This window comes from Phenylobacterium sp., from assembly GCF_030693405.1.
Taxonomy (GTDB): domain Bacteria; phylum Pseudomonadota; class Alphaproteobacteria; order Caulobacterales; family Caulobacteraceae; genus Phenylobacterium.
Genome location: NZ_JAUYAW010000032.1, coordinates 1 through 18,535 on the forward strand (window position 1 = coordinate 1; position 18,535 = coordinate 18,535).

Sequence of the window (18,535 nt, forward strand, 5' to 3'; positions counted from 1 at the left end):
GGCGGCTCAGGCGAAATCAGCGACTCCACGGCGGCGTTTTCGGCCACCATGGCCGCCAGGGTTCGGGTCTGCAGCAGCTGGGCTGTGCGGGTGTTTTCCCCCGCCAGATTCAGGAGTGCGAGCACCACCAGGCTGAAGACCGCCAGGGCGACCAGCAGCTCGATCAGGGTGAAGCCCTGTTCAGCCGGCCGGGGCATCGAGCCGCACCTCTCCGGTCACATCGACAGAGACCGTCATCTGTTGATTAGCGCGCGACAGGATCACCTTGGCGGGCTCAGCCGATCCCGTGGGGTCAAACCGCACCGCATCCCGGCCTGGCGCAGCGCTCAGCTGGACCCGAACGCCCTCGGGCCAGACATGCCTTTCAAAAGGCCCAGCCTCTAGCGGCTCCCACCGCCCCCGCCGCAGCACTCTGAAGCCGTAGCCTTGGGCGTCCAGCGAGACCTCCACGGCCCGGTTGGTCAGCAGGGATTCCTCCCGGGCGCGGACGAACCGGCCAGCCAGCGCCTCAGCCTCCTGGCGCACTTCGCCGCGACCGTCCGGCGCGGTCATCACCACCGCCGCGCCCATCAGGCCCAGGATCACAAGCACCACCATCAGCTCCACCAGGGTGAAGCCGGCCTCAGCACGGCGGCGCGTCCTGGGGACGGCCTCAGTTCCAGTTGCCGATGTCCGCATCGTCGCCTTCGCCGCCCTTGGCCCCGTCGGCGCCGAAGGAATAGACATCAAACCGGCCCCGCTCGCCGGGATAGGCGTACTGATAGGGATTGCCCCAGGGATCTTCAGGCAGGCGGCGGATATAGCCGCCATCCCGATAGCGGTCGGCCCGGGGCGCGCCGGCCGGAAGCTGGGTCAGGGCCGCCAGGCCCTGATCGGTGGTCGGATAGGCCAGCATCTCCAGCCGGTAGGTGTCCAGGGCCTGCTCCAGGGTGGAGATGTCGGCCTTGGCCTTCTCGCGCATGGCGCGGTCCTGGCTCGGCAACACATTGATCATCACCACGGTGGCCAGCAGGCCGAGGATGACGACCACCACCATGAGCTCCACCAGGGTGAAGCCCGCTTCCGAGGCTGGCCGGGAACGCAGCTTGCGTCGGGTCATGAGGGCTCCTTCGAACACGACAATCCCTAGCCCATGGCCAGGGTGTTGATCTGCAGAATGGGCAGCAGGATGGACAGGACGATCACCGCCACCAGACCGCCCATGAGGATGATGATCGCCGGCTCCAGCAGGCTGAGCGCCACGGCGGTGAAGGTCGCGAACTCGCGCTCCATATACTCCGCCGCCCGACCGAGCATCAGCTCGACCCGACCGCTGTTCTCGCCGCTGGCGGTCATATAGACGAGCAGCGGCGGAAAGACCGCCACCTTGCGCATGGCGACGGACAATGCGCCGCCTTCGCGGATCATCTCGGCCATGTCCACCGTCGCCTGGCGCAGGACGTGGTTGTGGATGGTCGGCGCGGTGATCTGCAGCCCCTCCAGGATCGGCAGGCCGCTGGCGATCATGGTGGAAAGGGTTCGGGCCAGGCGCGCCGCATGCAGGTCGCGGATCAGGCGGCCCAGGATCGGCAGGCGCAGCATGAGCGCGTCGGCCTTCATTCGGATGTCTGGCCGCCGAAGCGCACGCGCCGCCACGAAGCCGGCGACCACCAGGACCAGCAGCATGACCAGGCCATAGCTGCGGATCGCCTCGGAGGTTCCGATCACCAGCCGGGTCAGCAGAGGCAGGGTCTGGCCCATGGACTCAAACTGGTCGACCACCTTGGGCACCACGAAGGTCATCAGGGCCAGGACCACCAGCAGAGCGGTGGCGGCCAGGACGGCGGGATAGACCAGGGCCGCGGTCACCTTGCTCTGGGCCTGCTGGTCGCGCTCCAGCAGATCGGCCAGGCGCTCCAGGATCGACGGCAGGGCGCCGGAGCCTTCGCCGGCGGCGACCATGGCCCGGTAGAGGGGTGGAAAGGCCCGGCCCTGGCGCGCCATGGCGTCCGACAGGCGGTAACCCTCCAGCACGCCCCCATGGACCCCCATCAGGGCGTTGCGCACGGCAGGCTTCTCGGCCTGGACGGCGATGGTGCGCAGGGCTTCTTCGAGGGGCGCGACGGCCACCAGGGTGGCGAGCTGGCGCGTGACCAGCGCCAGCGAGCGCGCGTCCAGACGTCCGCCGAACAGGCCTGCCGAACCGGCCTTGGCCTTGCCCGGAGACAGGCGGATGCCGGCCAGACGACGACGCTCCAGCACCTCCCGGGCCGCGGCCTCGTCGGCTGCGGTCAGGTGGCCGGTGCGGGTGCGGCCGGCCAGATCCAGGGCGACATAGTCAAAGCTGGCCATGACCGCCTTCCTGGCGGGTGACCCGCAGGGCTTCCTCCACTGTAGTCAGGCCTTCGAGCACACAGGCCCGCGCCTGCGCTGACAGGCTGCCGCCGCCAGAGGCGACCCCGGCCGCAGCGATGGCCGCCTCATCGGCGTTGTCGCCGATCAGCCGGCGCACATGGTCGTCGATCCACAGGGCCTCATAGATGCCGACCCGGCCCGCATAGCCGGTCTGACCGCAATCGGGACAGCCCTGGGCGCGATAGAGGACCTGGCCCTCGGCCACGCCGGCCTGTCGGGCGGTGACGGCATCGGCCGGCTCGGCCCGCCTGCAGCTGGGGCACAGGCGGCGCAGCAGACGCTGGGCCAGGATCAGCCGCACCGTCGAGGCCAGCAGGAAGGGCTCGACCCCCATGTCGCGCAGGCGGGTGACCGCGCCGGCCGCATCATTGGTGTGGACGGTAGAGAGCACCAGGTGGCCGGTGAGGCTGGCCTGCACGGCGATCTGGGCGGTCTCCACATCGCGGATCTCGCCGACCATGACCACGTCCGGGTCCTGGCGCAGGATCGCCCGCAGGCCGGCGGCGAAGGTCATGCCGACCTTGGCGTTGACCTGGGTCTGGCCGACGCCCGGCACGGCGTACTCCACCGGATCCTCGATGGTCAGGATGTTGCGGCTGGCGTCATTGAGCAGGCTCAGGCCCGCATAGAGGGTGGTGGTCTTGCCCGAGCCGGTCGGGCCGGTGACCAGGATCACGCCGTTCGGTTCAGCCAGGGCCCGCTGAAAGGCGGCCAACACGGCGGGGCCCATGCCCAGTTCTGGCAGCGGAATGCCCGCCTGCTCCTGGTCGAGGATCCGCATCACCACCCGCTCGCCGGCCCGGGACGGCAAGGTGGAGACCCGCACGTCCAGACTGCGGCCGCCGAGCGCCAGGGAGATCCGGCCATCCTGCGGCACACGCCGCTCGGCGATATCCAGCCGGGCCATGACCTTGATGCGGCTGACGATCAGCGGGCTCAGCCGCGGCGACAGGCTGAGCACCTCGCGCAGGACGCCATCAATGCGCAGACGGATGACCAGGTTGGTCTCGAAGGATTCGATGTGGACGTCCGAAGCGCCCCGTCGGATGGCCTCGGCGATGACCCCGTTGATCAGGCGGATGATCGGGGCGTCGTCCTGGCTGTCCAGGAGGTCGGCGGCGGCGGGAATGTCGTCGGCCAGGCTGTCCAGCCCGCCAGGCATGTCCAGGTCATCAGCGCCGCCAGCCGGCAGGCCGTCGTCGGCATAGGTCTCCGACAGCCGCCGCTCGAACTCCGCCCGCGGCAGGGACTGGACGCTGAGCGCGCGGCCAAGCGTCCTCCGGGCCTCCACCAGGGCCAGAGGATCGGCGCCTTCGCGCAGGCCCACATGGGCGACCTCGTCGACGGCGAGCAGCACCACGCCATGTCGCTTGGCGAAGCCGTAGGGTAGCAGGGGATGGGCGGCGCGCTCCATCTTTAGCCCACCGGCGGCGGGGGCGGAGGGGGCGGCGGGGCGGTGATCGGCGCGGCCTGCATGTAGTCGCGCACTATGGCGTCGAGACTGCTCAGCCCATCGGCGCTGCGGGCGGCCTCCAGGTCGCGGATATAGCCGTAGCGGGGCGCGGTGAGGGCCTGGGCGTCGGCGGCGCTGCCGATGATGGTCGGGCGGATGAAGACCATCAGATTGCGCTGCACGTTCTGGCTCGAGGTGGCCTTGAACAGATTGCCGAGGCCCGGAATGTCCCCGAGGAACGGCGTGCGCTCCACCGTGGTCCGCTCATTGCGATCGAGCAGGCCGCCCAGGACGACGATGGCGCCGTCGTCCACCGCCACAGTGGTCTCGATGGCCCGCTTGTCCAGGATCAGCTCGCCGGAGCTTTCGCTGAGCGGGCCTGAGATGGAGGACACCTCCTGGCGCAGGAAGAGGGTGATGGCTCCGCCGGCGTTGATCTGCGGTTTCACGTCCAGCTGTATGCCGACGTTCTGGCGCTGGATGGTGCGGAAGGGATTGCTGTTGGAGTCGCCCAGCACCTCGCCGGTGGTGATGGGGATCTCCTGGCCCACCAGGATGCTGGCCTCCTGGTTGTCCAGGGTCATGACCGACGGGGTCGAGAGCAGGTTCGAGGCCGTGTCGTTCTTCACCGCATTGATGATGAAGCCGAACAGGGCGTCGCCGCTCTGGCCGTAGCCGCCGGTGAGGATGCCCCGGGCGCCCAGGACGGAGTCCAGGGCGGTCTGGCGCAGGGCGGCCAGGGCGGAGGAATCCTCTGGCAGGTTCCGCTCCCCGGCCGCAGCCGCGGCGAGGCCCAGGATGTTGGGAGCGGCGTTGGAATAGTTGGTGGCCGAGAAGGGGATGCTGGAGCCATTAATCCCGGCCAGGGCGAACTGCACGCCAAGCTGCTGGGCGGCGTTGTCCGACAGCTCCACCACCACGGCCTCCACCAGGACCTGCCGGCGGCGGGTGTCGAGCTGACGGATCACCTCGCCCAGGACCCGCTGGGTGTCGGGATCTGCGGCGATGACGATGGCGTTGGCGCCGGGATAGCGGGCGATATTGGCGCGTCGCCCCGCCCCGCCGGCCGTGGCGGTCTGGCCGTTTCCGGAGGTCGAGGCGGCTGCGGTGGCGGCGTCTCCCTCAGATGTGGCGGGCGACTGGCCCACCAGCTGCTGCAGGACCGGGAGCAGTTGCTCGGCGCTGGCGTGCTGGAGGTTGATCACCCGGACATCGCCGCTGGTCTCGGCCCGGCCGTCGAGGTCAGCGATCAGGGCCAGCATGGCGCGGACCGCGTCAGGCTCACCGCGCAGGACCAGAGAATTGCTGCTCTCCACCACCACAAGGGAGACCAGCGCATTGCGAGCGCCGGGCTCGGCGCCGGGAGAATTGAGCACCTGGTTGACGACGCCCGCGATCTCGCGGGCCGAGCTGGAGCGCAGGGTGACCGTCTCGGTCAGGGTGCGGTCCTGGTCCACCTGGGCCAGAAGACTGCGGATGCGAGCGAGATTGTCCGCATAGTCAGCGACCACGATCAGATTGCCCCGGGGACTGGGCATGACCACCCCCTGGCGCCCGATAAGCGGCTTGAGGGTCTCTGCGGCCGAGGCCGCGTCGATGTTCCGGAGGCGGAAGACCTGGGTGGAGAAGCCGTAGCCGCCTGAACCGCTGAGGCTCGAGGGCTGGGCCGCTGCGCCCTCCTCCGGGGTGATCCGATAGACTCCGGACCCGGCTGGCACCGCCACTAGGCCATTGGCCCGTAGGGTGGACAGCATCACCTCGAACAGTTCGGTCCGCGACAGGGGCTCGCGGCTGCTGATGCTCACCTTGCCCTGCACGCGGGGGTCGATGATGAAGGTCTGGCCCGTGGCCTGGGCCACGTCCTGGATGAAGACCCGGATGTCGGCGTCCTGCAGGTTCAGCACCTGGGACTGGGCGTGGGCGGCCGGCGCCGGCGCGAGGCCGGCCCCCAGGCTGAGCATCAGGCAGAGGGCGATGAGTCTCTTCACGGGGCAGACATCCGCAGTCGGGTGGTCAGGGTCTGGCCGCCGCGCTCATAGGTGAGCTCGACTTGGGTGGCGGCCGAAAGGATCTGTGGCAGCTCGCTCATCCGCTCGCGGCTGAGCTCCGAGCCATCCAGCGTCAGGAGCACGTCTCCCGGCTGCAGGCCCGCGCGGGCCAGGGCCGCGGCGCCGTCGGCGCCCCGGGGCATGACCGTGTAGCCGGCCGGGCGGCCGTCCCGCAGTCGCGGGGTCAGGGCCAGCGCCGCCATCAGCTGGGCGCCGGTAAGGTCAGACGTCGTTTTGGCCCCGCCCATCGCCGCTGCGGCCTGTGGGGCGGCGAAGACGCCAGCGGATGACGGGGCCGGGAAGCCCAGGCGACGTCGCGCCGCGCCCTGGCGGATGACCACATGGTCCTGGGAGACCTCCACCAGGGTGACCCCGCCTGGCCCCTGCTCGCCGATGACATAGAGGGTCTGGGCGCCGCCGGGGGGTCCCAGGATGGCCGAGGCCGAGGCCCCGCCACTGCGGATGCCATAGAGCTGCAAGTCGGCGCCCTGGTCGCCGGCCACGGTCACGTCGGGTCCGGCCAGACGAAAGAAGGGGTCGAAGCGGGCGAGGATTTCAGTCTGCGCCGTCGGGCCTCGCCCAGCGGCTGGAGGCGCGCCCACCGGGCCTGCGGCTGGCGCCGCCACGATCCAGACCAGGCGCGCGGCCTGCCAGGCCAGCAGGGCCACCAGGGCGATCTCGCCGGCCCCCAGCAGGGTGCGGGGGTTCAGGGAGACGCCGTGGCGAACGGCGGCAAGATTCACGAGGAAGTCTCCGAAGTCCCAGGGCGCTGCGGGGTGGGCATGGCGGCCGCATCCCCGTCGGGGGTCTTCATGTAAACTTTCGATGACAGGTCCGTGACAGCGCCCGGATTTGATGACGCTTTATGTGACAGGCCCGAAGGTCAGGCGGGGACGGCGCTGCCGCCATCCCCGCCCGTCTGTCAGAAGCTGGCCGAGAGGCTGACCGAATAGCTGCGGCCCAGCTCGTAGTTGTTAAGGATGATCTTGTCGCCGCCCTGGGTCTGGAATTCGTCGAACTCCTCGCCCAGCAGGTTGCGCGCTTCAAAGCCCAGGGTGAACTGAGGACCCCAGAGCTGGAACTTCTGGCGGACCGTCAGGTCGAGCTGCACGCCCGGCTCCTGCAGGAAGTCCGCCGCGCCAGACCCGCCGCGGGCGGTGGTCCGCTCGCTGGCATAGTTGGCCAGAAGGGTCGCCTGGGTGGCCCCATCGAGGCTCTCGAACCCGAACTGCAGGTTGGCGATGTGCTCGGAGGTGCCCTGCAGGCGGCTGCCATCGATGACGAAGTTGGCGGCCGGCGCCGGCTGGCCAAGACCGGTCAGCGGGAAGACCTGGTCGCCGCCGCTCACCTTCACCTGGGCCTGGGTCCAGGTGTAGTTGGCGCCGATCAGCCAGCGCTGATTGTCGACGAAGGCCATGCCCAGCTGGGGCTCGAAGGTCTTCTTGAACTCGGCCTCGAGCCCGTAGAGCACGGCGCGGGGGGCGTTCAGGAAGGTCTGCTGCAGGCCGCCGCCGGTCTCGTTGACCACCGACTCGATCGGCTTGTCGATGTCCTTGTAGAAGGCGCCGAGCGTGGCGAACTGGCCGCGGTCGAAGTAGCGCTCATAGCGCAAATCCACGTTCAGCAGCTCGCTGTCCACCAGGTACGGATTGCCGATGAAGGTGCGGTCGGATTCCGGGTCGAGGTAGATCTGCGGGGCCTGCTCGCGGAACTGCGGGCGGGCGATGGTCTTGGACACGCCGAAGCGCAGCTGCTGGTCGTCGGCGAAATTCCAGGTGACCGTGCCGGCGGGCAGCACATAGTCGTTCTTCAGCTCCACCGCCGCCGGATCGTTGGCCGAGAAAAGATCCAGGGCCTGTACGGTCTGGTCAGCCTCCTCGTAGCGAACCCCGAGGCTGGCGCGGACCGCCGGCAGGATTTCACCTTCGCCCTGCAGATAGAAGGCGTTGGAGGTGAGCGCCGCCTCATAGGCCGCCGCGCCTTCCGACCCAGTCACTTCCCGCAGGAAGAGGCCATCGGTGCGGATGTTGAAGTTCGAATAGAGATAGTCGACCCGCTGACGCTGGAAGGCCAGGGACGGCGTCTGGTCCATGGTGAAGCGGAAGACGCGACCGTCGGAATACCGCTCGTTCTCATAGAAGGCGTAGCCGGCCGAGACCGTGAAGTCGACGATCAGCGGGTTGTCCCAGCGATAGCGAACGTCAACGCCGGCGCCGTAGGTGGTGTCCTCCAGGCTGCTGAACCGCAGGAAGTTCGCGTCAGACTGGGGGTTATGATAGAATTCGCCATCGGCGAGGCGGCGATAGCGGGTTTGCGTCTCATAAGGCGCTTCCCGGGTCGTGTTGGCGTAGGACCCGCGCCAGTCGATCTCCAGATCCCCGAACTCGTGGGCCCCGGTGAGCTGGGTGTTGAACAGTTCGCGCTCGTACCAGGCGGTGTAGTCGTCGCGGATGAAGTTGCTCGACAGCGTGCTTTCGCCTTCGACCGAGCGGGCTTCCTTGGTGACGTTGCGGACGTAGAAGTTGGTCCACTGGAACTTGTGGGCGTCCAGGTCCAGCGCGACGCTGGCCAGACCGTGCCACTCCACGTCCATCTCGGTGGAGTTGGAGATCAGGTCCTCGGTGACCGCCAGGCCGCCCAGGCTGACCACACCGGCCTGCTGGACAGCGCGCTTGGTTTCCCAGCCGCGATCATAGCCGCCGACGAAGACGACGCCGAGCGAACCCCAGTCCTGGTTCCAGCGGGCGCCGGCCGAAATGCCGCCGCTGCCATTGATCGGAATGTCATTGGTGGACTGCAGCAGACGCACATTGGCGTTCTGGAAGCTGCGGCCCATCTGCACCAGGGTCTCGGCGTCGAAGTTCGACTGGTCGATGCGCTTGCCCGTGGCGATGCCCTGGCGGATCAGGCCGGGCAGGTCGCGGGTGTTGTCGTCGAAGCCGGTCAGGTCGTAGTCGCCGCCGTAATAGGTCAGGCCCTGCTTCAGCGAGGTCTCGTCATTGGCGCTGAGGCCGAAGCTCAGGGACACGAACGGTTCGTCAGGCACGCCCACGGTGCGCAGGTCGATCACGCCGCCGCCGAACTCGCCGGGATAGTTCACCGAATAGGACTTCTGGACGTTGACGCTGGACAGGATTCCGCTTGGGAACAGGTCCAGCGGCACGACCCGCTGCAGGGGCTCGGGGCTCGGCAGGGGCGAGCCGTTCAGAAGGGCTGAGGAGTAACGTTCCCCAAGACCGCGGACATAGACGAAGCGACCGCTGACCACGCTGAGGCCGGTCAGGCGGGTCAGGGCCTCGGCGGCCGTGCCGTCGCCCTGGCGGACCAGGTCCTCGGCGGTGACGATGGAGGCCACCTCGGCGGTCTCGCGCATCACTTCGGGGATATATCGACCCCGGACGACCAGTTCCTGAACCTCCGGCCCATCAGCGGCCTGAGCGAAGACCACCGCCGGCGCCATCAGGGCCGTGGTGCAGAGAAGGAGGCCCGAGAGCGGGCGGAGCAGGGAGTTCATTGAGGTTCGCCTCGATTGTCGACGGACGCGGAGAAATCGGGGCGGCCCTGTTCAGGACCACCCCGCCTTGGCTCGGATCAGCAGCTGCTTCCGCTGGCCAGACCGCAGGTCCAGCCCTGCCACCAGGTGTCGGCCGCATTGCGGACGGCGCCGATGTAGTTGGTGGTGTCGAAGAAGGCGTAGATCGTCTTGGGATCGGTCGCCGGATGCGCCGTTTCGTTGGCCCCGTTGACGAAGGTGCTGGTCAGCGTCGAGGTGAAGTTGGCGTTGTTGTTCACACCAGCGTTGAACAGGGCCTGGGCGGCCGCGCCGTCCACGTCGCTGTCATTGCGGAAGGCGATGGCGCAGGCGAAGACCACCGAGTCCCAGCGCGGCGCGGCGGCCACGGTTGAGGCGGTGTCCACATCCAGACAGGCCGTAGCCGCATTAGTGGAGCGATGGATGCCGTTGATGAAGCGACCACCAGTGCCGGTGTTCAGGATCTGGATGTCGCCAGCGCCCGAACGGGGCGTGCCGATGGCGGTGTAGTTGGCGATCTTCGGCTGCGAGTTCAGGGAGGCCTGAACGCCCACCGAGCTCATCTCGAACACCCGGTCGCCACCATTGGCCCGCTGAACCGCGATCAGATACTGGATGCCGCCGCGCCAGCCCTCATCGGTGTCGATGCTGTCGTCGTCAGCGCCGGTGATGACGATGTGCTTGGCGTTGACCGTGCCGCCGAAGAACTCGATGCCGTCGTCGGAACTGTTGTGGACCTGAACATACTCGATGGTCGTGCCGGAGCCGACCCCATTGAGGGTGATGCCGTTCAGCTCACGGTTCGGCTGGATTTCAAAGCCGGGATAGCGGACCTGCACGTAGCGCAAACGCCCCGAATTGTCGTTGGGGCTGTTGCCGCCATAGAGCGCGACGCCGCCTTCAAAGGTGGCCACGCAGTTGACGTTCGGCGGGGTGGTGCCGGCCGGGCAGGACGCGATGGGCGCGCGGCCCGAGATCACCAGGCCGCCCCACTGACCGATGGAGTCGGCGCCGGTGGTGCCTTCGATGTTCTGGCGGCTGGTGAAGATGATCGGATTGGTCGAGGTGCCCTCGGCGAAGATCTGCGAGCCCCGCTGGACGTTGATGTAGTCCAGGCCGGCCGAACCGAAGATCCGGACGCCCGGCTCGATGGTCAGGATGCCCTGCTGGGCGCCGGCGATCGGCGCGTTCGGATCGGCGCCGCGGTCGTCGCCCACATCGGTGCGGCCGCTGATCGAATAGATGGTGCCGGCGCGGGCCGGAACGACGACATTGCCGACGATCTTCGAGGGCAGCTGGCAGTTGCGCAGGGTGCCGTTCAGGATCACGCCCACATTGGTGAAGCCGGTGGGGCAGTCCGCCGCCGCCGTGCCGGTCCCAGGCGTGGTCGGCGTGGTCGGGGTCGTCGGCGTGGTGGGGGTGGTCGGCGGGAAGGCGCCAACGCCGGGCGAGGCCACATTGTCCGCGCCGCCGCCGCAGGCGGCCAGGGCCATGGCGCTGATCGAGGTGATCAGCAGGTTTCTCAGGGTGGTGGTGCCGGTCATCTTGCTCTCCGCCGTCGCGTTGAATTGCGCAGCCGCCGGCTGTCCCCAAATCCCACCGTGAGATCTGAACGCCCGCTTGCCCGACCGCCCTTCTAGGTAGGCTGCGTGACAGCTCCCCAACGGAAACATGACAGTTCTGTGCAGGCGCGGGGGTGTGGCCCGGGGGAGACTCCCGGAGTCTACCCTTTGTCTTTGCAGGACAATCTACTGGCGAAGAGCCGGGGGTCTGCCGACCCATGTTCGCTGTCGGAACCGAAATTTCCCGCGCCAGGCCGCAATTTGTCGGCCGCGAGGGCCGGGGCTCAGTCCTCGTTGGGAATGTTGATCAAGGCGCCGCAGGCCTTGCAGTGGACCGCATCCGGCTCGTGCCGCATCAGGCCGCAGACCTGGCAGGTGAAGCGCACCTTGTAGGGCCGGAACAGGGCCTGGGCGAACCGCACGAACAGGGTGATCCCGGAGATCATGATGACGATGGAGACCAGCCGGCCGGTGATGCCAGGCAGGATAATATCGCCGTAGCCGGTGGTCGTGAGCGAGGTCACCGTGAAGTACAGCGCATCCACGTAGCCGCTGACCCCGCCCTCTTCGCCCACATACATGGTGTAGACGAAGCCGGTGGCCACGAAGACGAAGGTGACCAGGGTGGCCGCCGCCCGGATCACGTCTTCCCAGCGGGTGTCGTCGAACCGGTGGCCCACCGTCTCCCAGAAGAAGTCGCTGTGAAACAGGGTCCAGATGCGCAGCACGCGCAGGAAGGCCAGGTTGATGAAGATGGTGGGAAACAGCAGGGTCAGCAGGACGAACAGGTCGATCATCACGATCGGCCGTCGGATCCAGGACTTCAGACTCCGCCAGGCGAGCGCCCGGGCGGTCATGTCGGCGGCGAGGATCGCCGCCACGGTCAGGTCCAGAGGCAGAAAGGCCCGGGTGTCCCTCAGGAAGGGCGCGGCGATGAAGAAGGCGATCAGCGCCAGATCCACGCCGATCACCGCCAGACGGAACCTCACCGCGCCCGGCGACTCCCCGTGATACAGCGCCCGCAGTTGCGCGCGCAGGCGCCACAGGGCCCGCTGTCGCGGCGACGGCTTTGAGTCCACGGGGGTCAAGGCTTCGACGAACCTGGGCCGGGGGTGATCATCTGAGGTGCTCCGCCGCAACCATCACAGGTCCGTGAGACAGACCCCATCAAGGTCCGCCCCGTGTTAGCTCTAACCGACCCACCGGGCTGGGGTGAACCCAAAACCCTCTGACGCCTTTCTGCAAGGGCGGGTTCAGCGCGGCCGTCGCGGCGACCGCAGCGCCAGATCAATGCCCCGGCGAGATCAACATACAGGGAGGCCCCGGTTTGGAGGTCAGCACAGCAAGCGAACAGGTCATCCTCGGGTTCCAGGACAGCTGGAACGCCCTTTTGCGCCTGGGTCCTGCGGCCCTGGCCCTGAATGTCGCCCTCTCGGCCCTGGTCCTGGGCGCCGCGTTCGGCGTGGGTCTCCTGGTTCGGCGGCTGTTGAAGCGCGGCGTGCGCGCTGTCCCTGGCCCCGCCGACGCGGAGAAGACCATTCGCACCCGCCGGGTGACTCAGGTCACTTGGGCGGTCTTCGAGACTGGCCTGGTGCTAGCCGCCTTCTTCGCCCTGGCCTCCATCTGGGGTTTTGACCTGCTGGGCTGGCTGACCGCAGGCCTTGGTCAGCGGGTGGTGCAGAGTGTGGTGCGCATCGCCGTCCTGGCGGTCATCACCTTTGCGGCGGCCGAACTAGCCACCCTGCTGGTCAATCGCGTGCTGGCCAAGATGGCCCATCACAAGTCTGGCGGTATCCGCCGCGAGGCCCAGCTCAACACCATCGGCCCGCTGCTGCACGGGGTGGCGCGCGGCGTGGTCATCATCATGGGCGCCATGATGATCCTGGCCGAGATCGGCCTGGAGATCGGCCCGCTGCTGGCCGGCGCCGGGGTGATCGGTCTGGCCATCGGCTTTGGCGCCCAGACCCTGGTGAAGGACTTTCTCACCGGCATCTTCCTGATTTCCGAAGACATCGTCGCGGTGGGGGATGTGGTGGAGATCGCCGGGTCCAGCGGCGTCGTCGAGCAGATGACCATCCGCACCCTGCGCCTGCGCGCCCTGGACGGCACCCTGCACGTCCTGCCCTATGGCGAGGCGCAGATCATCCACAACATGACCAAGGTGTTCTCCTATCATGTGGTGGAGCTCGGCGTGTCCTACGAGTCCGACATCGACAAGGCGTTTGAGGTGATGGCCGAGGTGGTCGAGGAGATGCGCGCCGACCCCGACCTCGGCCCGAAGATTCTCGAACCCCTGGAGGTCATGGACGTGAGCGCCCTGGCCGACAGCGGCGTCGTGCTGCGCGGCCGGATCAAGACGCCGCCTGGCGCCCAGTGGGGCGTGGGCCGGGCCTTCAATCGCCGGATCAAGCAGGCCTGGGACGCCGCGGGCGTCGAGATTCCCTATCCGCACATGCACCTGGTGATGCCGCAGCCGACCCAGGCCCCGCCGGCTGGCGGAAGCGCCTGATGGCACGCCTCATCGTCATCTCCAACCGGGTCAGCCCGCCGAGCGACGCGGGCGGCGGCACCCAGGGGGGCCTGGCCATGGCGCTCGCCGCAGCCCTGCGGGAGCACTCCGGCGTCTGGTTCGGCTGGAGCGGTCAGACCACCGAGACCTATACGGGTCAGGTGGGCGTCCAGCGGGCCGGCGGCGTGACCGTCGCGACCATGGATCTCGAGGACCAGGACGTTCAGGAATATTACAACGGCTACGCCAACAAGACCCTTTGGCCGCTCTTCCACCACCGGGTCGATCTGACCGCCTATGAGCGGTCGTTCGGCGAGGGCTATGCCCGGGTGAACGCCCGCTTCGCCGAGACGGTCCTTCCCCTGATCGAGGAGGACGACTTCGTCTGGGTCCACGACTACCACCTGATTCCGCTGGCCCAGGAGCTGCGCAGGCGCGGCGTGAAGAACCGCATCGGCTTCTTCCTGCACATCCCCTGGCCGGCCCGCCACCTGATCACCACCCTGCCGCGGCACCCCCAGCTGGTGGAGGCCCTGTTCGACTATGATCTTGTGGGCTTCCAGACCCAGGACTCCCTGGAGGCCTTCAAGGACTATGTGGTCCACGAGGCCGGCGGGTCCCTGGGCGAAGGCCGGCGGCTCAGCGCCTTTGGCCGGACCGCCGAGTTCGACGCCTTTCCCATCGGCATGGACGTCACCGAGTTCACCGCCGCCCTGGATGGAGAGACGGCCAAGGCCGAATACGCCCGCATGCAGACCAGCATGCTCGACCGCCAGATGATCATCGGCGTCGACCGGCTCGACTACTCTAAGGGGCTGGAGGAGCGCTTTCTGGCCTATGAGCAGTTCCTGCACGACAATCCCGACCTGCACGAAAAGGTCTTCCTGCTGCAGATCGCCACCCCAAGCCGGGAGGACGTCGAGGCCTATCAGGAGATCCGCGGCCGGCTCGACGGGGTTTCGGGCCGGATCAACGGCGCCTTCTCCACCGTCGACTGGGTGCCGATCCGCTATGTGAATAGGGGCTATCGCCGAGACCAGCTGGCAGGGATCTACCGCGCCGCCAAGCTCGGTCTGGTCACCCCCTTGCGGGACGGCATGAATCTGGTGGCCAAGGAATATGTGGCGTCCCAGGACCCGGAGGATCCCGGCGTGCTGATCCTCTCGCGGTTCGCCGGCGCCGCCGAACAGATGGGCGAGGCGCTCATCGTCAATCCCTTCAGTCGCGAGGATGTCTCCGACGCCATTCTGCGGGGCCTGGCCATGCCCCTGGCCGAGCGCCGTCGCCGGTGGGACCGGCTCATGGCCGACCTGCGAACCTCTGACGTCTCAGCCTGGCGGGACGACTTCGTCAGCGCCCTGATGTCGGATTGAGCTGGCGAGGCGGTCCGAGAGTATTTTCCGAAGTGTGACGCGGTTATCGGATCAAAAGGGCTCTAGAACGGGAACATCCGGGGGATCACCCAGACGGCGACGATCGCCGAGATGATGTTGAGGGGCAGGCCGACCCGGACGAAGTCCATATAGGTGTAGCCCCCGACCTGATGGACGATCGTGTTGGTCTGATAGCCGACCGGGGTGGCGAAGGACGCGCTGGCGGCCATCATCACCGCGACGACGAAGGGCCGGGCATCGACCCCAAGGTTTTCGGCCAGGCCGATCGCCAGCGGGGTAATCAGCACCGCCACCGCGGCGTTGGACATGATCTCGGTCAGGATCGAGGTGGCCACATAGATGATGGCCAGCGCCGCAACGGGACCCAGCGGCTGGGTCCAGGCGGCCACCGTGTTCGTCGCCTGAAAGGCCAGACCGGTCTTGCCCAGGGCCTCGCCCACCACCAACATGCCGCCGATCATCAGCAACACCTGCGGCCGCAGGCCGGAATAGGCCTCTTCCGGCTTCATGACCTGAAAGGCCAACAACGCCATGGCGCCGACAAAGGCGACCACGGCGATGGGCAATCCGCCAGCCGCCGCGCCCAGGACAAAGGCGAAGACGGTGACGCTGACCAGGGCCGGGACGAGCCGCAGGGGCGGCGGAGCCTCCGGCAGAATGCCCGAATGGTCCAAGCCGTCGTCATCGGCGGGCAGCAGCCGGGGGGCGACAAACGCCAGGTAGAGCGCCCCAACCACAGCGATCGCCAGGCCGACGCCAGTGATCTCGAACAGGCTGAACGGAGCCAGGTGCTGTCGCTGGGCCATGTCGTCCACCAGCAGATTGGTGGAGGTCCCGATCAGAGTGCAGGCGCCCCCCATGATCGAGGCATAGGACAGAGGAATCAGCAGCCGCTTGGGGGAAATGCCCAGGCGCCGGGCCGAATCCTGAATGATCGGCGCGGCAAGAATCACCAGGGGTGTGTTGTTCAGAAAGGCCGACAGCGAGCCGCACAGGGTGATGATCACGGGCGCCGAGGCTGCGCCCATACGATCAGTCATCCGCGCCGCAGAGCGAATGATGACGCCCATGCCGCCGGTCACGTCCAGGGCCCGGGCGATGATGAAGAGCGAGGCCAGCGCCACCAGGGCCGGGCTGGCCAGGCCGCGGCCCAGGTCCTGCAGGCTGATGACATCCAGAGCCAGCAGGGTCGCAGCCGCGACCATGGCCGCGACATCGGCCCTCACCCGGTCGCTGAGCAGGGCGACGACGACCGCGGCCAGGACAGCCAGGGTGGCGAGTTGTTCGAAGCTCAAACAGGACCCTTCCCAGGCGTACGGGTCGGTGAAGCGCCTGCAGGCGGCGCAGTCGACCGCCGCTGATCCTAGAGGCGCCCCACCCTTGGCGGAAGTCCTGGCGCTATTTCGGCTTCACGGCGGCCTGAACCTCGATCTCCACCATCATGCCCGGCGCCACCAGGGCCGAGACTTGCGAGGTGATCCGGGCGGGCTTGTTGGGCTGCTCGGCATTGGCGAAGTACATGCGATAGCCCTCCATCATCCCGGCGAAGTCCATCTTGCCGTCCAGGGCCGGATCGCCCACCAGCAAGACCCGCATCATCACCACATCCCCAAGGCCTGCGCCCTGGGATTCCAGGATGGCCTTGATGCGCTCGATGACGCCGATGGTCTGGGTCTTGGTGTCGCCGAACTCCCGGGGGGTCCCTTCCGGGGCGCCGGCATTGGTCACCGGCGGGGTGATGCCGCTCACATAGATGATGTCATAGCCGGCCGGCACGACCACGGCGCTGGCGATGGGCGAGGTCTCGGGCCCCACGCGGGTGATCTCCGCAGCGGCGGGCGCGGCGGCGAGGGACGCCAGGAGGGTGGCCAGGGCGAGGGCGCGCATGGGCGTTTCCTTGTTCTTGAGAAGCTTGAAGAGGTAGGGCGCGGGTTCGACTAGGAGGCCGCGACACGCGGCTGCGCAAGAGCCGTGGCCTGGACCTGGGCGGCCAGGGCCTTGATCGTGCGGTGCGCCGACAGCACCGCCCCCTCCTGCCAGCCCGGCATCTGGCTCAGATGAGCGCCGGTGAAGTGGAAGGGTCCGTCAGGCTGGTTCAGAAGCCGGTAGGCGGGCATGTCCATGTGACCTTCCTGGGCGCTGTCGCCCTGCCAGTTGGGCCAGGGGCCGTGGCTGAAGGGGATCTTGCTCCAGTTGACCACCACAGGCTTGGTGAGTTCGCCCTCATGTCCCGGATGGACTCGACCCACTGCGGCGCGGGCTGCGGCGATCTGGGCCTCCAGCGGCAGGGCCGCAAAGCCCTCGGCGCGGGGGCCGGAGCCGTAGCAGGCCAGCAACATGCCGCGTTCGGTGTGCAGGCCGTTGCTGGGATACCAGATCAGGGAGGTGTCCCCGCCGACCCAGGAAATGCCTCCATAGATCTGCGATTTCTCCCAGAAACGGGGGGATTCGAAGCCGATCTTGTTGGAAAACGCATTGGGCACGCTGCCCACGGCGGTCTTTACCGCCGGGGAGAAGTCGTTCTCGATCCCCGTCAGGATGGCAAGCGGGATGGTGATGATCGCGTGGTCAGCCAAGACTGTGCGCCGGGCGCCGCCCTGGTCATAGGCCACCTGAACCCCCTCACCGGCCCGGGCGATGGCGGTCACCTTGGCGTTGCGGATCACCGGGCTTTTGATGGCGCGCTCGAAGCCGGCGACGATCTGGTCCATGCCGCCCGTCGGCTGGAACATGGTCGCCTGCATGTTGATGTTGTCTTCGAACACCGTGGCGCGGATCTGCGGATTGGCCAGCAGGTCCCGCAGCGGCACCGGAGGCCGACGCTGGCTGAACTGGTCGGCGGCGCCTGGCGCCTGGGCGAAACCCGACCGCTCGGTGCCCTGGAAGCTCAAATCCTCCGACAGATCCCCGTAGGCCCGCAGGAAGGGCAGCAGCTTCTCCTTGTCCTCAAGGGTCAGCTCCCCGTCCAGAGCGCCCTTGTTGATCGCCTTGGCCAGCAGTTCCGACACATGGCCGCGGGTGTCGTTGATCCCCTGGCGCATCTGGATCGGCTTGCCCCCGTGGGCGCCCTCCCCCCAGATCAGCGCGCTGCGGCTGACATTGATCTCAACCTCCAGGGGCACGCCCAGGCGGCGGCAATAGCCGAGCAGCCCCTCGTGGTGGCTGGGGATGCGGGCCGGCCCGGCATTGAGATAGACGTCTTTCTCGAAGGTCACGGTCTGATCGGCCTCGCCGACCATCTCCACCTTGTCGCCCCCGCGCAGGGTCCAGTTGCGGCCGCCCAGCCGATCGCGCCCCTCCAGAACCGTGACGTCGAACCCGGCGCGCTCCAGCTCATAGGCGCAGACCAGGCCCGCGATCCCGGCGCCCAGGATCACCACCTTGCGTCCCCGGCCAAGCTGCGGCGACAGGGTGGGCGGGATCGCTGCGACGGCGGCGTTCAGGCCGAGCGCCGTCATGGCGCTATAGGCCGCGCCCAGCCCTCCGACCGCCCCCAGACGATGCAGAAAGAGACGCCGACTGACACCCATGAGACTCAAGACCCCCAGCAACCTGCTGGGCCTAGAGCGGCGACCGGGCGCCCCGCTGACAAGGCGCAAGCGTGGCCAGCCCTGCAACGCCCTGAGGAGCGCGCGGATTACAG

General features: G+C 67.9%; 15 protein-coding genes. 2 read left to right on the forward strand and 13 right to left on the reverse strand.

What is annotated here, in order from left to right; translation table 11 throughout:
• The 10 genes from gspI to Q8N19_RS06140 all read right to left on the reverse strand — a co-directional run.
• The coding region (gspI, locus tag Q8N19_RS06095; protein ID WP_305588698.1) for a type II secretion system minor pseudopilin GspI at positions 1-197 on the reverse strand (197 nt) is incomplete at its 3' end.
• Entirely contained in the window at positions 181-678 is a 498-nt protein-coding gene (locus tag Q8N19_RS06100) for a GspH/FimT family pseudopilin (RefSeq protein ID WP_305588699.1), read from the reverse strand. The genes Q8N19_RS06100 and gspI, both read right to left, overlap by 17 nt.
• Positions 653-1,099: a type II secretion system major pseudopilin GspG gene (gspG, locus tag Q8N19_RS06105; RefSeq protein WP_305588700.1), complete on the reverse strand. Its 447-nt coding sequence runs from the start codon at positions 1,097-1,099 to the stop codon at positions 653-655. Before gspG ends, Q8N19_RS06100 begins: the two co-directional genes overlap by 26 nt.
• A gap of 26 nt (positions 1,100-1,125) precedes the next feature.
• Positions 1,126-2,331, reverse strand: a complete 1,206-nt coding sequence (gene gspF / locus Q8N19_RS06110; protein WP_305588701.1) for a type II secretion system inner membrane protein GspF — start codon at positions 2,329-2,331, stop codon at positions 1,126-1,128.
• Entirely contained in the window at positions 2,318-3,808 is a 1,491-nt protein-coding gene (gene gspE, locus Q8N19_RS06115) for a type II secretion system ATPase GspE (protein WP_305588702.1), read from the reverse strand. Before gspE ends, gspF begins: the two co-directional genes overlap by 14 nt.
• 2 nt (positions 3,809-3,810) lie before the next feature.
• Entirely contained in the window at positions 3,811-5,835 is a 2,025-nt protein-coding gene (gene gspD / locus Q8N19_RS06120; protein ID WP_305588703.1) for a type II secretion system secretin GspD, read from the reverse strand.
• On the reverse strand, positions 5,832-6,638 hold the full coding sequence (locus Q8N19_RS06125; protein WP_305588704.1) for a type II secretion system protein N: 807 nt from the start codon (positions 6,636-6,638) through the stop codon (positions 5,832-5,834). Before Q8N19_RS06125 ends, gspD begins: the two co-directional genes overlap by 4 nt.
• 179 nt (positions 6,639-6,817) lie before the next feature.
• Positions 6,818-9,409, reverse strand: coding sequence for a TonB-dependent receptor domain-containing protein (locus Q8N19_RS06130; protein ID WP_305588705.1), 2,592 nt, complete (start codon positions 9,407-9,409; stop codon positions 6,818-6,820).
• Between the two features lie 77 nt (positions 9,410-9,486).
• Entirely contained in the window at positions 9,487-10,971 is a 1,485-nt protein-coding gene (locus tag Q8N19_RS06135; protein WP_305588706.1) for a hypothetical protein, read from the reverse strand.
• Positions 10,972-11,273: 302 nt separating this feature from the next.
• Complete coding sequence (locus Q8N19_RS06140) at positions 11,274-12,068, reverse strand: ion channel (protein WP_305588707.1); 795 nt, start codon at positions 12,066-12,068, stop codon at positions 11,274-11,276.
• A gap of 248 nt (positions 12,069-12,316) precedes the next feature.
• On the opposite strand from Q8N19_RS06140, the gene Q8N19_RS06145 reads away from it, so the two are divergent.
• Both Q8N19_RS06145 and otsA read left to right on the forward strand, forming a co-directional pair.
• Complete coding sequence (locus Q8N19_RS06145) at positions 12,317-13,498, forward strand: mechanosensitive ion channel family protein (RefSeq protein WP_305588708.1); 1,182 nt, start codon at positions 12,317-12,319, stop codon at positions 13,496-13,498.
• Complete coding sequence (gene otsA, locus Q8N19_RS06150) at positions 13,498-14,871, forward strand: alpha,alpha-trehalose-phosphate synthase (UDP-forming) (protein WP_305588709.1); 1,374 nt, start codon at positions 13,498-13,500, stop codon at positions 14,869-14,871. The genes Q8N19_RS06145 and otsA overlap by 1 nt, the downstream gene beginning before the upstream one ends.
• A 62-nt stretch (positions 14,872-14,933) precedes the next feature.
• On the opposite strand, the gene Q8N19_RS06155 is transcribed toward otsA, so the two are convergent.
• The 3 genes from Q8N19_RS06155 to Q8N19_RS06165 all read right to left on the reverse strand — a co-directional run bounded on the left by Q8N19_RS06155 (position 14,934) and on the right by Q8N19_RS06165 (position 18,422).
• A complete protein-coding gene (locus tag Q8N19_RS06155; protein ID WP_305588710.1) occupies positions 14,934-16,187 on the reverse strand; it encodes an SLC13 family permease in 1,254 nt (417 codons plus the stop codon).
• 103 nt (positions 16,188-16,290) lie between these two features.
• Positions 16,291-16,779 carry a RidA family protein gene (locus Q8N19_RS06160; protein ID WP_305588711.1) on the reverse strand — a complete coding sequence of 163 codons (489 nt, stop codon included), beginning with the start codon at positions 16,777-16,779 and terminating at the stop codon, positions 16,291-16,293.
• Positions 16,780-16,829: 50 nt separating this feature from the next.
• Positions 16,830-18,422, reverse strand: a complete 1,593-nt coding sequence (locus Q8N19_RS06165; protein ID WP_305588712.1) for an FAD-dependent oxidoreductase — start codon at positions 18,420-18,422, stop codon at positions 16,830-16,832.
• Positions 18,423-18,535: the final 113 nt, after the last annotated feature.